Raw genomic sequence first — 17,006 nt, 5'->3', positions numbered from 1 at the left:
CCTTTTACAAATATAACTATTTCTTATGCAAACCATAATTATAAATATAAAACAATTACTCCAAGTTAGAGAAACTTCAATTAAAAAAGTTTCAGGTTCGGAAATGGCGCATTTACCCATTTTAGAGAATGCTTTTTTAGTTTTGGAAAATGATCTTATTTCCGATTTTGGTTTGATGGCAAATTGTCCAAATTTAGAAAAAGCAACAGTAATTGATGCTACTGGAAAAATTGTGATGCCAAGTTTTTGCGACAGTCATACCCATATTGTATATGCCGGAAATAGAAGTGGTGAATTTGTAGATAGAATTAACGGTTTGTCATACGAAGAAATTGCCAATCGTGGTGGCGGAATATTAAATTCGGCAAAGAAATTAAACGAAACATCTGAAGAAGAAATTTACAACCAATCGAAAAAACGTTTGGAAGAAGTCATTTCTCAAGGTACCGGAGCGGTTGAGATTAAATCCGGTTATGGATTAACCGTAGAAGGCGAATTAAAAATGCTTCGAGTAATTAAAAAATTAAAAGAAAATTATCCAATTGCTATAAAGGCAACTTTTCTTGGTGCACACGCTTTTCCAACGGAATACAAAGAAAATCATCAAGCGTATATCGATTTGATAATTAACGAAATGTTACCCAAAATCGCAGCAGAACATTTAGCCGATTATATCGATGCCTTTTTAGAAACGGGTTATTTTAGTGTTTCAGAAACCATTCAGATTATGGAAGCAGGTAAAAAATATGGCTTAAAACCAAAAATTCACGTAAATCAATTTACAGCTATAAACGGTATTAAAGCGTGTGTAGAAAATGGCGCATTAAGTGTCGACCATTTAGAAATTGTAACTGATGAAGACATAGCAATATTAAAAAATTCTGATTGTATGCCAGTGGCTTTACCAAGTTGTTCGTATTTTATTTCGATTCCGTACACGCCATCTCGACAAATGTTAAATGCCGGTTTACCTTTAGCATTAGCTTCCGATTTTAACCCAGGAACTACGCCTTCAGGAAATATGCATTTTGTGGTTGCTACGGCTTGTATCAAAATGAAAATGACACCAGAAGAAGCCATAAATGCAGCGACAATTAACGGTGCCTACGCAATGGATTTAAGCGAATCACACGGAAGTATTACAAAAGGCAAAAAAGCCAATTTGATTATTACAAAACCTTTACATAGTTATTACGAAATTCCGTATTGTTTTGCTACGAATTTGATTGATAGTGTTTGGTTGAATGGGGAAATATTTAACCGCTAAGTTCGCAAAGATTGCGCAAGGCTCGCAAAGTTCTTTACTTTAAAAAATAATCAAGAAAATTGACCTTAACGTTTGACACTCTGAAAGAGTCTAACACCAAAAAGTCAAGTAATTCATTAAAAAGAGATGCTTTCAGCATGACAAACTGTGGGGTAAATAATGTAGCAAAAAAAAACTTAGCGAACCTTGCGAAAATCCTTGCCTCTTTGCGGTAAAAACAAACCTAAAACTCAGCTTCCACCAAAATCTCCATAATTTCCTTTGAAATCGGATGTTCAAACTGAATATATTCGGCGTGCAAATGCAATCTATCGGCTTTCGTACCATATAAATCGTCGCCTACAATAGGTGTGTGTAATCCTAAACTATGAGAAGCGTGTACACGTAATTGGTGCGTTCTTCCAGTAATGGGATAAAAATGAACCTTTGTTTTACCGTTTTTAACTTCAATAGTTTTCCATTTGGTTTGTGCGGATTTTCCGTGTTCGTAACACACTAATTGACGAGGTCTATCCTCTAAATCTACTCGCAAAGGCAAATCAATATATCCGTGAGATTTTTCCAACAAACCATCTAAAAGTGCCACGTAACGTTTCTTAATCGTTCTATTGATAAACTGACTTTGCAATTGTACTGCAGTAGTTTCATTTTTCGCGATAAGCATAATTCCAGAAGTGGACATATCCAATCGATGTACAATTAGCGGACCTTTCGCATCCGGATATTTCTCCTTAATTCGAGCATAAACCGAATCTGAAATGGTTTTTCCTGGAACAGATAAAAATTCCGTAGGTTTATTAATTGCAAGCATAACCTCATCTTCATATACAATTTCAATGTCTTTTCCTGCTGCGTGATTCATAATAAATGGATTTTCTTCCATTTCTAAACCTTTAAGCATATGTCCCATTAAAATGGGTTCGCATTTACTTTTACAAGACGGGTAAAATTGCTTGTGTTGTCGTACTTCAGAATTTGGTGATTGTCCCCACCAAAATTCGGCCATACAAATAGGTTTTAACTGATGTTGGAAAGCATAATGCAATAACTTTGGTGCAGCACATTCACCAGCACCAGCAGGCGGATTATTATTAAAAATTTCAGCTAAACTTTTCTTCTCTTGGTATTGATTGTAAAAAGAATATTCTGAAAATAGTTTTTGTTGTAATTGTGACGATTTGGCTTTTCGATCTTCTTTTAGTCGATGTATTTCATTTGTAAAAACTGCTACTTTTTCTTCTAAAGATTGCAACGTCAATTTCCAATATTTTGTCATTTTTTTTAACAAAATGCTTTCTTGCTTACTGGCTTCGGATAATTCTAAATTAAGAAGTTCTAAATCTTCATTAGTTAAGATAGTCTCCAGTTGATTTCGCTTTTCGTCTCGAAGGATTTTCTGCTCTTTTATTCGTGTTTTTTGTTGTTGTAATTCCGTTTCTGCTTGAATTTTAGCTTGGTTAAAATGTTCTAACGTATTCAAATAATTGACATTTTTTTCTAAATTTTCAATTTCACGATTGTACGCATTAAGCAGTTCTTCCTCTTTTCTAAAAAAACTATTTTCGGTTAACATATCAAAAACCGTAGGAACAAAATACTGATGATGATTTTCATTCGCTAATTTACCTGAAAACGCCCATAAATAGCCTAAATCCCCTTTTTCATTTTGACAAACCAAAACACCAAACATTTTTCCTATTACCAAACCATTCTGAGTGGCATCTAATCCAAAATTATGATCAAAATTAGTTTGAGTTGCTAAATAATCTTGCAAAGAAGTAGCCGCAATTTCACTCAATTTATGTGGTTGATAATAAAAAGGAAAGGTGAATTTTTCAGGTAACGAAATTCCTGAAATATCGGTTTTAAAAAGTTGAAAAAAATCGTTTTGCATTTCGCAAAGATAACATTTAAAAATTCCAAAAGTGAAATATCAAATTTCAAAAAATTACGTACATATCAATTAAATTTTAATAAACTCAAAAAAAAAGCGCAAACATTTTTTTTTACTACTTGCTTATTTTATTTTTGCACTTATATATAAAAACCAAAACGAGAAATGGGAAGAGCGTTTGAATTCAGAAAAGGAAGAAAAATGAAGCGTTGGTCAGCAATGGCTAAAGCATTTACCAGAATTGGTAAAGATATTGTAATGGCGGTTAAAGAAGGAGGTCCAAACCCGGAAGCCAACTCGCGTTTGAGAGCCGTTATACAAAACTCTAAGGCGGTAAATATGCCTAAAGAAAACGTAGAACGCGCCATTAAAAAAGCAACAGATAAAGACACCGCAAACTATAAAGAAATATTATTTGAAGGGTATGCACCACACGGAATAGCGATTTTAATTGAAACCGCTTCTGATAACAACAACAGAACGGTTGCAAATATTAGAAGTTATTTTAATAAATGTAATGGTACAATGGGGACGCAAGGTTCAGTTGAATTTATGTTTGACCATACTTGTAATTTCAGAATTCCAGCTGCTGGACAAGATATTGACGAATTAGAATTAGAAATGATTGATTTTGGTGTAGAAGAAATTTTCGCTGATGAAGAAGACGGGATTTTAATGTACGCCCCATTTGAAAGTTTCGGAGCGATTCAGAAAGAATTAGAATCAAGAGGCTTAGAAATTTTATCTTCTGGATTTGATAGAATTCCTCAAGTAACTAAAGAATTAACACCAGAACAAGTAGCTGATGTAGAAAAATTATTAGAAAAAATTGAAGAAGACGATGACGTTATGAACGTGTTTCATACTATGTTGGAGAATTAGTATTCAATTTAAAGTTAGCATTACAAAACTTCAGAGTAATCTGGAGTTTTTTGTTTAAATAAATTCTTAACTTTAGCATTTAAAACAAATAGAAACATAGATTAAATGTTAACAAAAAAATATTTAGACGACTTAACTTATGAAGTACCTATGTTAATATGTGTTTAAAAAACTCTCGATATGAACATTAAACTTATCGCCATAGGCAAAACCGATAATAAAAATCTAAACGCTTTAATTGAAGAATATACCAAGCGATTGGGATTTTATATTAAGTTCGATTTGGAAGTAATTCCGGATATAAAAAACGTAAAAAATTTATCGGAATCGGAACAAAAAACAAAAGAAGGACAACTCATTTTAGGAAAATTAGCACCAACTGACCAATTAATTTTATTAGACGAAAACGGAAAGGAATATACAAGTGTTGGATTTTCTGATTTTTTACAAAAGAAAATGAACTCTGGAATTAAAACGTTAGTGTTTGTAATAGGAGGACCTTATGGATTTTCAGAGGAAGTGTATCAAAAAGCACAAGGAAAAGTCGCTTTATCTCAAATGACTTTTTCACATCAAATGGTACGTTTATTTGTAATTGAACAAATTTACAGAGGGTTTACCATTTTGAATAACGAACCGTATCACCATCAGTAGCTTCGAGAGCCTCAGCTACCTATATACAAGTGTTGCCTCAGCTACCTTTATAATCGTGTTGCCTCAGTTACCTTTATATCATTGTTGCCTGAGGCACTCGAAGGCAACAATAATAAACTATTCCTTAAATTGCCACATTAACTTCACGCATTCCACTGCTTCTTTTACATCGTGAACTCTTAAAATATTTGCGCCTTTTTGTAAACAGAATGCGTGTAAAAAAGTCGTTCCGTTTAACGCTTCTTCTGGCGAAGTTTCCAAAGCTTTATAAATCATTGATTTTCTTGAAATTCCAGCTAAAATAGGTAAATCGTGAAATTGTAGTAGTTCTAAATTCTGTAATAACTCGTAATTATGTTCTATGGTTTTCGCAAATCCAAAGCCAGGATCGATGATGATATCGTTTAAACCAAAACGTCTCGCTTTCGCAATTCGTTCCGAAAAATAATAATTCATTTCTTTTAGTAAATCGTCATAATTCGCTAAGCTTTGCATAGTTTGTGGCGTGCCTTTCATATGCATCATAATATACGGAACTTGTAATTTAGCTACCGTTTCTAACATTTTTTCATCTAATAATCCGGCAGAAATATCATTAATTAAAGCCGCACCATTTTCGATGGCTTGTTTGGCTACTTCGCTTCTAAAAGTATCAATAGAAAGTAAAATATCCGGGAACTTTTCAACTAATAACTTTACAACAGGTATCACTCGATTCAATTCTTCTGTTTCGGAAACAAATTCGGCTCCAGGTTTACTGGAATAACCACCTAAATCAATAAATGTAGCACCTTCTTGAAGCATCTTTTCTACCTGAAATACTACAGCATCAGCATCGGTAAGTTTTCCACCATCAAAAAATGAATCTGGCGTCACATTAACAATCCCCATTACTTTAGGTGTTGATAAGTTGATGAGTGTTCCTTTACAGTTTATTGTTGACATCGTATTTTTTACTTATATTTGAACTTTGATACAAATATAAAATAATAATGAGCAATACCTCACAAGAATACGACAAAGTTATAGCTGTTTGCAGAGAATTATTTACAAAAAAAGCGCACGATTATGGTACGGCTTGGCGTGTTTTACGTTTGCCTTCATTAACCGATCAAATATTTATTAAAGCACAACGCATAAGAAGTTTACAAGAAAACGACGTAAGAAAAGTAGATGAAGATGAATCGTCAGAATTTATTGGGATTATCAATTATTGCGTAATGGCTTTAATTCAAATGGATAAAGGAATTGCTTCTCAACCGGATTTATCAGCTGATGAAGCCATAAAATTATTCAATCACAAAATTGAAATCACGAAAGAATTAATGGAAGATAAAAATCACGATTATGGGGAAGCTTGGCGCGATATGCGTGTGAGTTCACTAACGGATTTGATTATTCAAAAGTTATTACGCGTGAAACAAATTGAAGACAACCAAGGAAAAACATTAGTTTCTGAAGGTATTGATGCCAATTATCAAGATATGATAAACTATTCGGTTTTTGCTTTGATACTTATAAATCGTTTTAATTAGTTTCAAGTTAAATAACAACTCATTAACACAAACAATCAAATAGCTTAATTAAATTTGTTAAAGGACAACCTGAAACTTTAAACCTGAAACAAAAACAACAAAAATTAATATGAACAAAAAAAATATATCTTGGACGTTAAGAATAGTTATTGCTTTACTTTTTATAGTTTCAGCAATTGCGAAAATATCTAAAGGATGGATTTCTGATTTTCCATTTATAGATTTTTCTCCTTATTTTGCTATTTCTACTTTTGAAGTCAAACAACTTTTAACTTTAGGATTTTCAGATACACTTGCACCTTATTTTTCAAGAATTTTAATTGGAATCGAGTTTGCTCTTGGCTTTTTATTACTTAACAATCATTTCTTAAAACGTATTACTATTCCTGCGACAATTGGTTTGTTGAGTGTTTTTATCATTCATTTGAGTTATGTTACTTTTTTAAGTGGCGGAAATTCAGGAAATTGCGGTTGTTTTGGCGAATTAATTCCGATGACGCCAATTGAAGCCATTATCAAAAATATCATCGCAGTTGGATTATTAATTTGGTTATGGAAAATTTCAGAAAACGATAAAAAATCGAATATTTGGATGTTAACCAGTATCACTTTAGCTTGTATATTAGGTTTGTTTATGTTGGCACCAATGAAAGCGAGTTCAGTTTCAATTTCAAATAGTAATGATAATATCAATATTTCAACTGATACTATATCAAAATTAACTGATTCAGTAAAAATCGAGGAAATTAAAACCATCGATTCATCGAAAATTAAAGTTGAAGAAGCGGTTGAAGAAGTAAAAAAAGAAGTAGGACCAAAACAAGCGATTTCAGGTTATGCTGACTTATATTCAGATATAGACAAAGGTCAAAAAATATTGTGCTTTTTCGTTCCAGGTTGCGAACATTGTAGAGATGCTGCAAAAGACTTAAATGCTTTACAAAAAAAACATAAAGATTTTCCTGAAGTACAGATTGTTTTTATGGATGAAGAAGCGGAAAAAATTCCAGATTTCTTTAAATATGCTGGCAAACAATTTCCACATAAAGTTATAGACATCATTCCTTTTTGGACGAAATTAGGTTCTGGAAAAGACACGCCTGGCGTAGTATATTTACACAACGGAAACGTAATTAAATTTTTTGATGGAATTGCCGAAAAAGCATTTAATAGTAAAGCATTAGAGAAAGTTATATACAAAAAATAATTACACAGAGCCACACAAAAATTTCACAGAGCTACACAAAATATTTTTGCGAATCTTTGTTTTAACTTTGCGAATCTTTGCGAAACAACTAAAATCAATATTATGAAAAAAATCTTAGCTACATTAGCATTAGGACTTGGGTTAACTTCTTGTCAAGCACAAACTGAATTTTCAAAAGAAAGTTTAACTTCAAAATTAATCAACTCTGAAAATCAAGGCATTACTTTTGAAGAGATTTTAAAGCAAAATCAAGGTAAAACCGTGGTAATTGAAGTTTGGGCTTCGTGGTGTAGTGATTGTGTTAAAAATATGCCTCAGGTTAAGGATTTAAAAGCCAAATATCCAGAAGTGGCTTTTGTAAATTTATCTTGTGATAAAAGTTTTGATGCTTGGAAAAGCGGCATTGAAAAACACGAGGTTACGGGCGAAAATTATCTAATTCCAGATGGAATGAAAGGTGAATTTGGATCTTCAATTAAATTGGATTGGATTCCGCGTTTTATTGTAATTAACAAAGAAGGAAAAATAGTTTTGTTTCGCGCCATCGAAAAAGACTTTGATAAAATTATTGAAAGTATAGAAGCATCTAAATAAAATATCATAACCAAAAAAAACATTTTTTATTCTTTCAACACAGATTTGAGAAATTTTAATAATTTTAATAATTTCTTCAATCTGTGTTCAAAAAAAATGTCGTAACTAAATTAAAAAATGAGAAAAAACATCGTAGCCGGTAACTGGAAAATGAACAAAACCTTACCGCAAGCCATTGAATTAATCAATGAAATTAAAAACAATAAGCCAAACAATTCAGCGGAAGTTATTTTAGCTACTCCTTTTCCTTATTTAGCAAAGGCTATTGAATTAGTAGCGGGTTCAGATATTAAAATCGCCGCGCAAAATATGCACCAAGCAGAAGGTGGTGCGTTTACAGGTGAAGTTTCCGCTTCAATGTTAACCAGTATTGGCGTAAACACTGTAATTTTAGGACACAGTGAAAGAAGAGCTTATTTTCACGAAAATGATGCCTTATTAGCCAACAAAGTTGATACCGCATTGGCTCACGATATGACTGTTATTTTTTGCTTTGGCGAAGAATTAAAAGACAGACAAAGCGACAATCATTTTAACGTTGTGGAATACCAATTACGTGATGGTTTGTTTCATATTTCAAAAGAAAACTGGAAAAATATTGTATTGGCTTACGAACCTGTTTGGGCAATTGGAACTGGTGAAACCGCTTCTCCAGAACAAGCACAAGAAATGCATTTATTTATTAGAAATTTAGTAGATAAAGTGTTTGGAAGAGACATTGCAGAAAATGTTTCCATTCTTTACGGTGGAAGTGTAAAACCAGATAATGCCAAAGAAATTTTTTCTAAACCAGATGTTGATGGCGGATTAATTGGAGGCGCTGCATTAAATGCCAACGATTTTTTCGGAATTATTAATGGAATATAATTTTTGTTTCAAGTTTAAGGTTTCAAGTTAATTAAAACAACCTGAAACTTTAAACTTTAAACTCAAAAATGGAATATATCCTAATTCCTATTGTAGCATTACTTGCTTCTGTCCTAACCTTCTTCTCTGGTTTTGGATTGGGAACGTTGTTATTACCTGCTTTTGCATTATTTTTTCCTGTTGATGTAGCGATTGCTTTAACGGCGATTGTACATTTTTTGAACAATGTTTTTAAATTCGTTTTGGTTAAAAAACATATTGATTGGAAAATTGCAGTACAATTTGGAATTCCTGCTTTAATTTTTGCTTTACTTGGGGCTTTTTTGTTAGATAAAATTACCAATGCCAATATTTTAATCGAATACACCTTACAACAAAACGTGTTTCAAATTACATTGATGAAAGTTATTGTGGCTATTTTACTAATTTTCTTCGCTTTATTTGAATTACTTCCGAAATTAAAAAACCTACAATTTCCAAAAAAGCATTTGCCTCTTGGCGGTATATTAAGCGGCTTTTTTGGCGGACTTTCCGGTCATCAAGGCGCATTACGAAGTGCGTTTTTAACGAAAGTTGGTTTGTCTAAAGAAGCGTTTATTGCCACTGGTGTACTTATCGCTTGTATGATAGACATAAGTAGAATGTCGGTGTATTTTACCAACATTTCAAATATGAAAGATAGTTTACAATGGAATTTACTTATTGTTGCAACACTTGCTGCGTTTGTAGGTGTGTATTTTGGAAACAAATTGGTAAAAAAAATAACCATAAACACCATTCAGAAAATTGTGGCATTTATGATTATTGTATTTGCGATTGCTTTGGGGTTTGGGATTGTTTAGATGGGTACACAGATTCAACGGATGAAAGGGATTTCCACAGATTAAATTCAAAACCTTGTCAATCTGAACTTGTTTCAGATTCTATTTCTATACTCTATTTTCTATACTCTATCTTCTGTCTTCCCTTTTCACATAACTATGCAAAAAATCGCCTTTTGGTTTTCCTAAATCGAAAGAACTGAATTTGGTTAAAAAACGGGTTTCTGTTCTCGCTTCGTCTCTGTCCCAATTTTCATATTCTATACGATAAATGGCGGAATACATTTCGGCTCTTCCCACACCGTGAAAACAGTGGATTAGTACTGGATAATTTGCTTTATTGTCCATTACTTTAAAAAAAGCATCTAAATTTTCAGGTTTTGGCACTTGATCTGAACCAATATTGAAATAATTCAATCCTTCAATTTTAGCAGCAGCTTTTTTTTCTGCAATAAGTTCTACTGGAATTTCAGGATTATTAACTTCGTCACCGGTTCCTGGAAAACGTAAATCGATAATGCTTTTAATATGATGTTCTTTTACAAAATCGGCAATATCTTCTGGTGGAATGACGCCACTTTTGTAAACTTTACCTTCGGAAATTACTTTTAAATTATGGTTTATTTTATAATCATAAAAATAGCTCTTTGCCCAAAAAAGTGCCGCAATTACTATAACTGAAACTAATATTTTCTTTTTCATTTTACTAATATAATATTACTTTCGACCTTCGACTTAATAACTCAACTTTTTATCAATAATTCTATTAAAATAATCTTGAATAAAAGCTTTACAAGCCATTTCAATATCATTCATTTCTTTGTTTCTTTTTCCAATTAAATTGTGCAATTGTTCTTTATCCTCTTTACTGTAAAAACCAACGGCAACTTTACCGTCAAAAGCACAAACATAATTTCCTTTAGCAAAGTTATACATTCCTGTGTTATAATTAATTACAAATGGCTTTATATTACTGTTATTTTTAGCTACCAAACTTCTTCCCCAACTTCTAAATGGTTTATTATACCCAATAATATCCATAACTGTTGGGAAAATATCAATATGTTGAGCCAACTCATCGTTTACCCCTTTTAACTTATATTTCGGTGAATAAAAAAGTATCGGAACTGCTAATCTATTCATAATTTTATGATAGTATTCTTCATTATAATTCACTAAATTACAATGATCAGCGGTAATAATAAATATCGTGTTTTCAAACCAAGGTTGTTTTTTAGCGGCTTCAAAAAACTTTTTAAAAGCATAATCTGTATACCCTACAGGTTGATGCATAGGGTTGGTTCCTTTTGGAAGTTTATTTTTAAACTCATTTGGTACCACATAAGGTTCGTGTGAAGTTACCGTAAAAATGGTACTAAAAAATGGTGCTTTCTTTTTGCTTACTGTTTTATTCATAAATTGCATAAATGGCACGTCCCAAATTCCCCACGAACCATCAAAATCGGCATCATTTCCGTATTCTGTCATACCATAATAATGGTCAAAACCTAAAATATTTCCAAATCCTAAAAATCCCATAGAACCATTTGGCGCGCCGTGAAAAAATGAAGTATCATACCCTTTACTTTTTAAACAAGAAACCATAGAGCCAATTTTTTGTTTGGCATACGGAGAAGATGTAAAGGCATCTTTAAATGAAGGAATTCCTGATAATATAGACGACATACCGTGTATGGATTTATACCCATTTGCATACGCATTCGTAAAAATTAAACTTTCGGTAGCCAAGGAATCAATAAAAGGCGTATAACTCACATAATCCTTAATTTTTGTGTTTTTATTAAATGCACCAATATATTCTCTACCCATACTTTCGGTGATAATCAATACAATATTTGGCGTGGTAGGAGCATTAGAATCGTACAACTTTATAGGTTGAAAATTTGCATTGACAACTTCTTCTGGTATGTTAAAATCGGTTTTTTTAAAAGTCTGTACACCTAACGTTCTTAAAAATGAAAAAGTAGAATTTAAAACCAAATCGGCTTGTTGTGATTTTTTTACAAATCTGTTGGCGTCTACTAAATTAATTGGTCGAGTACTTTTCTTGAAATCGCCACGAATCCCACCAATAGATAAAGTAGCAATAGCTAATACACCAATAATCGATTTTGCAACATATTTTATCTTAGCATTTTCTACTAAATTGTGTTTCACTTTTACTTTTTGATACAATAAAACCCATAAAGCAGACACTACTATAAACAACAAAAACACGTGCCAATAGGTAATTAAAAATCGAAATAACATACCGCCTTTTGACTCTTCATTTTTTACCAAATCCCAAGCGGCAAGTGTTAATCGTGAAAAATTGTATTTGTAATAAATTAAATCGACAAAATTAAAGGCGTAAAAAAATAAATTTGAAATGAAATACAAATAAAACAATCCTTTTTGATACTTCGGTTTAGTATTTATAAAAAATGGTAAAATAGACAATAAAATAAATAGTCCATTCACATATAAAATGGCCGTGGTATCAAAAACTAAACCGTGGTACGAAATCTGTAAAAACTCAGTTACTGAATTTACATCCAAAATATCGTAATTATAGGTGTAGAATAAAATTCGTGCTATAAAATAAAACAAATACGCCAATGCTATTCTGTAAAACAAAACGCTGTATTCATTTAATCTGAAAAATGATTTCATTTAATTAATGTTTAATTGATGCAAAATTAACAATATTCAAAGTTTTTCGATGAAATATTTTTATAAAGTTCTATTTTTTTATAAATTGCAGTTTAAAAAAAACTTATTATATGAAAAATGTAACACGACTTTTTGATTTTCCTTATTATCAGTTAGAAAAATTCAACTTACCAGATGCTTTGGTTACAAAGTACGGTTCTGATTGGGTTAAAACTTCTACACAAGAATATATTAATAAAGCCAATGCTTTATCAAGAGCTTTATTACATTTAGGTGTTGAAAAAAATGATAAAATTGCTATCATTTCTTCAAACAATAGAACAGAATGGCATATTTCAGATATTGGAATATTGCAAACTGGAGCACAAAACGTGCCAATGTATCCAACTATCTCTGCTGAAGATTACGAATATATTTTAAACCATTCCGAAGCAAAATACTGTTTCGTATCCGATCAAGAAGTGTACGATAAATTAAAATCGGTACACGCTAATATTCCATTATTAAAAGATATTTTTTCGTTTAACGAAATTTCTGGTTGTAAAAAATGGAGTGATTTATTAGAAACCGGTAAAGATGACGCAAATCAAAATGAGGTAGAAGCTCGTAAAGATGGGGTTTTACCTTCCGATTTGGCAACTATAATTTATACTTCAGGAACTACAGGTCGACCAAAAGGGGTAATGCTTACGCACGATAATATTGTTTCTGATGTATTAAATTCAGATAAAAGAATGCCGTTACGAAAAGGAAGTACGCGTGCGTTGAGTTTCTTACCGATTTGTCATATTTTCGAAAGAATGTTAACGTATTTGTATCAATATGGTGGAATATCCATTTATTTTGCGGAAAGCATTGAAAAAATATCTGATAACTTAAAAGAAGTACATCCGCACGTAATGTCAGTTGTACCAAGACTTTTAGAAAAAGTGTACGATAAAATTTACGCAAAAGGAGCCGATTTAACAGGAATTAAAAAACGATTATTCTTTTGGGCATTAGATTTGGGTATGGCTTACAAACCTTATAATGAAAATGGTGCCTTTTATAATTTCAAACTGGGTATTGCCAGAAAATTAATTTTCTCTAAATGGCAAGAAGGTTTGGGTGGCGAATTGGAAATGTTAGTTTCTGGTAGTGCGGCTTTACAAACACGTTTAACCAAAGTATTTACAGCCGCTGGAATTCCAGTAATGGAAGGATACGGATTAACGGAAACGTCTCCAGTAATTTCTGTAAACGATATGCGAAATGGCGGATTCAGAATTGGAACTGTTGGTAGAGTAATTGAAAACGTAGAAGTCAAAATTGCGGAAGATGGCGAAATTCTTTGTAAAGGACCAAACGTAATGATAGGCTATTATAAAGATGAAGCACAAACTGCTGAAGTAATTAAAAACGGCTATTTCCACACAGGAGATATTGGTGAAATTGATGCCGATGGCTTCTTAAAAATCACCGATCGTAAAAAAGAAATGTTTAAAACTTCTGGTGGTAAGTATGTTGCGCCACAAGTATTAGAAAATTCATTCAAACAATCTCGTTTTATCGAGCAAATTATGGTTATTGGGGATGGTGAAAAAATGCCAGCTGCATTTATTCAACCGGCATTTGATTTTGTAAAAGAATGGGCAATCAGACATAGTATTGATTTAGGAAATTCTAACGAAGACCTATGCAACAATCCAAAAGTTATTGCACGAATTCAAGAAGATATTGATGAAGCCAACAAAAAATTTGGTAATTGGGAACAAGTAAAACGTTTTGAATTAACACCCGATTTATGGTCAATTGATGCAGGGCATTTAACACCAACTATGAAATTGAAACGTAAAATAATCAAAGAGAAATACCAAACCCTTTACGATAAAATTTACAACTCTTAGTATGAAAAAATATATTTTCATTACATTAATCTTCGCTTTTTTTTCTTGTAAAAAGAGCGAAGATTTTTCGTTACAGACCTACCACACCTTTGACTCAAAAGCAGACCAATATACCGGTGGTATTAAAATGATTCCTATAAAAACACCTAAAGGTACTTTTAAAGTTTGGACAAAACGATTTGGTAACAACCCGAAAATAAAAGTATTGCTTTTACACGGCGGACCTGGTTTAACGCACGAATTATACGAATCTTTCGAAGGCTATTTTCCAAAAGCAGGCATTGAATTTATTTATTACGACCAATTGGGTTCGTATTATTCCGACCAGCCAAAAGACAAATCGCTTTGGACGAATGAACGCTTTGTAGAAGAAGTGGAACAAGTACGAATAGCACTTGGTTTAAACAAAGATAATTTTTACATTTTAGGACAATCTTGGGGTGGCATTTTAGCTATGGATTATGCGTTGAAATACCAGAAAAATTTAAAAGGATTGATTATTTCTAATATGGTTTCTAGTATTCCATCGTATAATAAATATGCACAAGAAGTATTAGGTCCGCAATTGAAAAAGGAAGTGTACCAAGAAATTATGCAATTAGAAAAAAACAACGATTTTACCAATCCAAGATATACCGAATTACTTTTTGAACATTATTACACCCAACACATTTTAAGAAAACCACAAAAAGAATGGCCTGAATCCATAACCAGAAGTTTTAAACACATTAATTCTGAGGTGTATATTTCTATGCAAGGGTATAGCGAATTTGGCATAACCGGTGACGCCTATATTAAAAATTGGGATGTGTCCAAACGATTGAAAGAATTGACCGTACCCACCTTAACCATAGGCGCAAAATACGACACTATGGATCCTGAACACATGAAATGGATGGCCACACAAGTGCAAAACGGACGCTTTTTATTTTGTAAAAACGGCAGTCATTTATCACAATACGACGACCAAGAAACGTACTTTACGGGTGTAATTCAGTTTTTAAAGGATGTGGATGAGAAGAAATTGTAGTATTACATTATAAAACTTCTTTCGTTTTTGTAGGAAATATATTCTGAAAAAAGTTTTAAAATGATCAATTATATTCCAAAATATTATTAAAGTTTGTCAGACATATATACAAGTAATCAATAAGTTTATTAAAAAGAAGATTAAACTATTTAAGATGAGAACAGTCAAAACAATTATTTATAAATTTATCTATATGAGATTATTAATATTATTGTCATTGTTTTTTTTCTCGTGTAACAAGGACAATACAACAGAACAGCCTACTACTGTGGCTTATAGAATAACAAAGTCTATTACTTATAATAATATTAATGTTGATGTTGTAATTGACAAACCAGCAATAAATGAAGTTGACGTCTTGTTAGTATTCCACGGCACTGTTATGTATGATAGCAGCATAATAACTGCTGCCAATAACACACTTGACAAATTTAAGAGTATTTTAGATAGAAATGACATGATGATTGTAAGTGTAGCATATCCTCAAGAAAATGTATTATTAGGCGACAATATTGTTCAAGGCGAAGCTGCCTTATTATGGTTGAAAAATAAAGCAAGCCAAGAATTAGGTATAACAGTAAAAAAAGTATTCTTAGGCGGGCACTCTCAAGGAGGCTATATGGTAACACGACTTAACACGATGCATCAAACAAATGGTGTAATTGCCAATGCGCCAGGACCATTAAACCTTGTTTATAGATGTCAATTAGAGGAAAATGGACAAGTTCAATCGGGTGCTGTCTGTACCAAACTTAAAAATGTGTATGGAACGACATCAAGCAATCCCAGCGCCTACTTTCAAAGGTCATTACTTAATTTCACAAATGGATTCAAATCTGACATTTTATTTGTTCAAGGACTAAATGACACACCTATTCAAATGTATTCTTGGCCAGCTTTTAAACAAGATGTATTGAGTTGTACTAATTGTCAAAATAGACAGTTTGTCGAGATTGTTGGTGGTGAACACGGCTCTCTGTTTGAAAGTCCAACAGCAAAGACTGAATTTAATAACTTTATTAACAGCCACTAATAATAAAATTTACCAATAAAAGACTTTTGGCAAAATTGCAAATTTTGTAGAAAATTCAAGAAAAGCAATCTAACTTTGAGTAAATATAGATACTGAAACAAGTTCAGCATTACAAAACGAATAAAATAAATATTCTGTAGAAAGCACCTTTTACCCTAAACCCTAAACCTTATAACCAAAAAACTAATGCTCTTCGTCTTTCCCTAAAACTTTGGTGTCTACAGGAATGGCAGGTTGAAACATAAGTGTTTGTTTGTAGTACAAATAAAAACCTTTATTGGTTCGGAATTCGAAGTCTTTATATTTGAAGTTTTGGTCTTCATTTTCTCTTTTAAAAACAATGGATTCTTTAGAATCTGGTAAGAAAACTTCTGCAAGTAAGCTATCTTCTTCCACAAAGAAAAAGGCGTTTTTTCTTCTGGCTAATGAATCTCTTTCAATAGAAGTTAAACGATACCCTTCTTCAAAAACACGTACACATTTTTTGTACATATTCGACCATTTATAGCCGGCTTTTAAATCGCAACCATTTTCGTTTTTATCATCAATTACCTGATTTTTCACGATAGAATCCAATTCCGTGGTATCTTTTGGTGGATTCTTTAAAATATAATCGCAAGAAAATAGCGATGTCAGTACTAAAATATATACAAGTTTTTTCAT

At 32.2% G+C, this 17,006-nt stretch carries 16 protein-coding genes; 11 read left to right on the top strand and 5 right to left on the bottom strand.

Features of this window, described 5'->3' with window-relative positions; translation table 11 throughout:
- Window positions 1-25 precede the first annotated feature (25 nt).
- Window positions 26-1,267 carry an imidazolonepropionase gene (gene hutI / locus ACIQ16_RS02650; protein WP_396148428.1) on the top strand — a complete coding sequence of 414 codons (1,242 nt, stop codon included), beginning with the start codon at window positions 26-28 and terminating at the stop codon, window positions 1,265-1,267.
- Between the two features lie 223 nt (window positions 1,268-1,490).
- Here the strand turns inward: hutI and ACIQ16_RS02645 are convergent, their stop codons facing one another.
- A complete protein-coding gene (locus ACIQ16_RS02645) occupies window positions 1,491-3,161 on the bottom strand; it encodes a pseudouridine synthase (protein ID WP_396148427.1) in 1,671 nt (556 codons plus the stop codon).
- 165 nt (window positions 3,162-3,326) lie between these two features.
- Here ACIQ16_RS02645 and ACIQ16_RS02640 point away from each other — a divergent pair, with 165 nt between their 5' ends.
- Together ACIQ16_RS02640 and rlmH are read left to right on the top strand one after the other, a co-directional pair.
- The gene (locus ACIQ16_RS02640) at window positions 3,327-4,043 is read left to right on the top strand and encodes a YebC/PmpR family DNA-binding transcriptional regulator (RefSeq protein WP_396148426.1); all 717 of its coding nucleotides are present in this window, start codon (window positions 3,327-3,329) and stop codon (window positions 4,041-4,043) included.
- Between the two features lie 180 nt (window positions 4,044-4,223).
- Window positions 4,224-4,697: a 23S rRNA (pseudouridine(1915)-N(3))-methyltransferase RlmH gene (gene rlmH / locus ACIQ16_RS02635; RefSeq protein WP_353076556.1), complete on the top strand. Its 474-nt coding sequence runs from the start codon at window positions 4,224-4,226 to the stop codon at window positions 4,695-4,697.
- Between the two features lie 117 nt (window positions 4,698-4,814).
- Here the strand turns inward: rlmH and folP are convergent, their stop codons facing one another.
- Complete coding sequence (folP, locus tag ACIQ16_RS02630) at window positions 4,815-5,642, bottom strand: dihydropteroate synthase (RefSeq protein ID WP_396148425.1); 828 nt, start codon at window positions 5,640-5,642, stop codon at window positions 4,815-4,817.
- 47 nt (window positions 5,643-5,689) lie between these two features.
- On the opposite strand from folP, the gene ACIQ16_RS02625 reads away from it, so the two are divergent.
- From ACIQ16_RS02625 to ACIQ16_RS02605, 5 genes are all read left to right on the top strand, one after another.
- Complete coding sequence (locus tag ACIQ16_RS02625; RefSeq protein WP_396148424.1) at window positions 5,690-6,232, top strand: DUF1599 domain-containing protein; 543 nt, start codon at window positions 5,690-5,692, stop codon at window positions 6,230-6,232.
- A 109-nt stretch (window positions 6,233-6,341) separates the two neighbouring features.
- Entirely contained in the window at window positions 6,342-7,439 is a 1,098-nt protein-coding gene (locus ACIQ16_RS02620; protein ID WP_396148423.1) for a MauE/DoxX family redox-associated membrane protein, read from the top strand.
- 102 nt (window positions 7,440-7,541) lie between these two features.
- Complete coding sequence (locus tag ACIQ16_RS02615; RefSeq protein WP_396148422.1) at window positions 7,542-8,033, top strand: TlpA family protein disulfide reductase; 492 nt, start codon at window positions 7,542-7,544, stop codon at window positions 8,031-8,033.
- Window positions 8,034-8,150: 117 nt separating this feature from the next.
- Window positions 8,151-8,900 (top strand): triose-phosphate isomerase, encoded by a 750-nt coding sequence (gene tpiA, locus ACIQ16_RS02610; protein ID WP_396148421.1) that lies wholly within the window; start codon window positions 8,151-8,153, stop codon window positions 8,898-8,900.
- 68 nt (window positions 8,901-8,968) lie between these two features.
- The gene (locus tag ACIQ16_RS02605) at window positions 8,969-9,742 is read left to right on the top strand and encodes a sulfite exporter TauE/SafE family protein (protein ID WP_396148420.1); all 774 of its coding nucleotides are present in this window, start codon (window positions 8,969-8,971) and stop codon (window positions 9,740-9,742) included.
- Between the two features lie 108 nt (window positions 9,743-9,850).
- Here ACIQ16_RS02605 and ACIQ16_RS02600 read toward each other — a convergent pair whose 3' ends face one another.
- Window positions 9,851-10,423, bottom strand: a complete 573-nt coding sequence (locus tag ACIQ16_RS02600; protein ID WP_396148419.1) for a dual specificity protein phosphatase family protein — start codon at window positions 10,421-10,423, stop codon at window positions 9,851-9,853.
- Window positions 10,424-10,456: 33 nt separating this feature from the next.
- The gene (locus ACIQ16_RS02595) at window positions 10,457-12,394 is read right to left on the bottom strand and encodes an LTA synthase family protein (RefSeq protein WP_396148418.1); all 1,938 of its coding nucleotides are present in this window, start codon (window positions 12,392-12,394) and stop codon (window positions 10,457-10,459) included.
- Window positions 12,395-12,504: 110 nt separating this feature from the next.
- Here ACIQ16_RS02595 and ACIQ16_RS02590 point away from each other — a divergent pair, with 110 nt between their 5' ends.
- The 3 genes from ACIQ16_RS02590 to ACIQ16_RS02580 all read left to right on the top strand — a co-directional run bounded on the left by ACIQ16_RS02590 (window position 12,505) and on the right by ACIQ16_RS02580 (window position 16,343).
- Window positions 12,505-14,280, top strand: coding sequence for an AMP-dependent synthetase/ligase (locus ACIQ16_RS02590; protein WP_396148417.1), 1,776 nt, complete (start codon window positions 12,505-12,507; stop codon window positions 14,278-14,280).
- A 1-nt stretch (window position 14,281) separates the two neighbouring features.
- The gene (locus ACIQ16_RS02585) at window positions 14,282-15,310 is read left to right on the top strand and encodes a proline iminopeptidase-family hydrolase (protein WP_396148416.1); all 1,029 of its coding nucleotides are present in this window, start codon (window positions 14,282-14,284) and stop codon (window positions 15,308-15,310) included.
- Window positions 15,311-15,464: 154 nt separating this feature from the next.
- Entirely contained in the window at window positions 15,465-16,343 is an 879-nt protein-coding gene (locus ACIQ16_RS02580) for a hypothetical protein (RefSeq protein ID WP_396148415.1), read from the top strand.
- A 183-nt stretch (window positions 16,344-16,526) separates the two neighbouring features.
- Here ACIQ16_RS02580 and ACIQ16_RS02575 read toward each other — a convergent pair whose 3' ends face one another.
- A complete protein-coding gene (locus tag ACIQ16_RS02575) occupies window positions 16,527-17,006 on the bottom strand; it encodes a hypothetical protein (protein WP_396148414.1) in 480 nt (159 codons plus the stop codon).

The sequence above is a fragment of the Flavobacterium sp. genome, from assembly GCF_044360715.1.
In the GTDB taxonomy this organism is placed as follows: domain Bacteria; phylum Bacteroidota; class Bacteroidia; order Flavobacteriales; family Flavobacteriaceae; genus Flavobacterium.
Note: the sequence above shows the minus strand (reverse complement) of the source record. Positions and strands in the feature narration are given on the sequence as shown.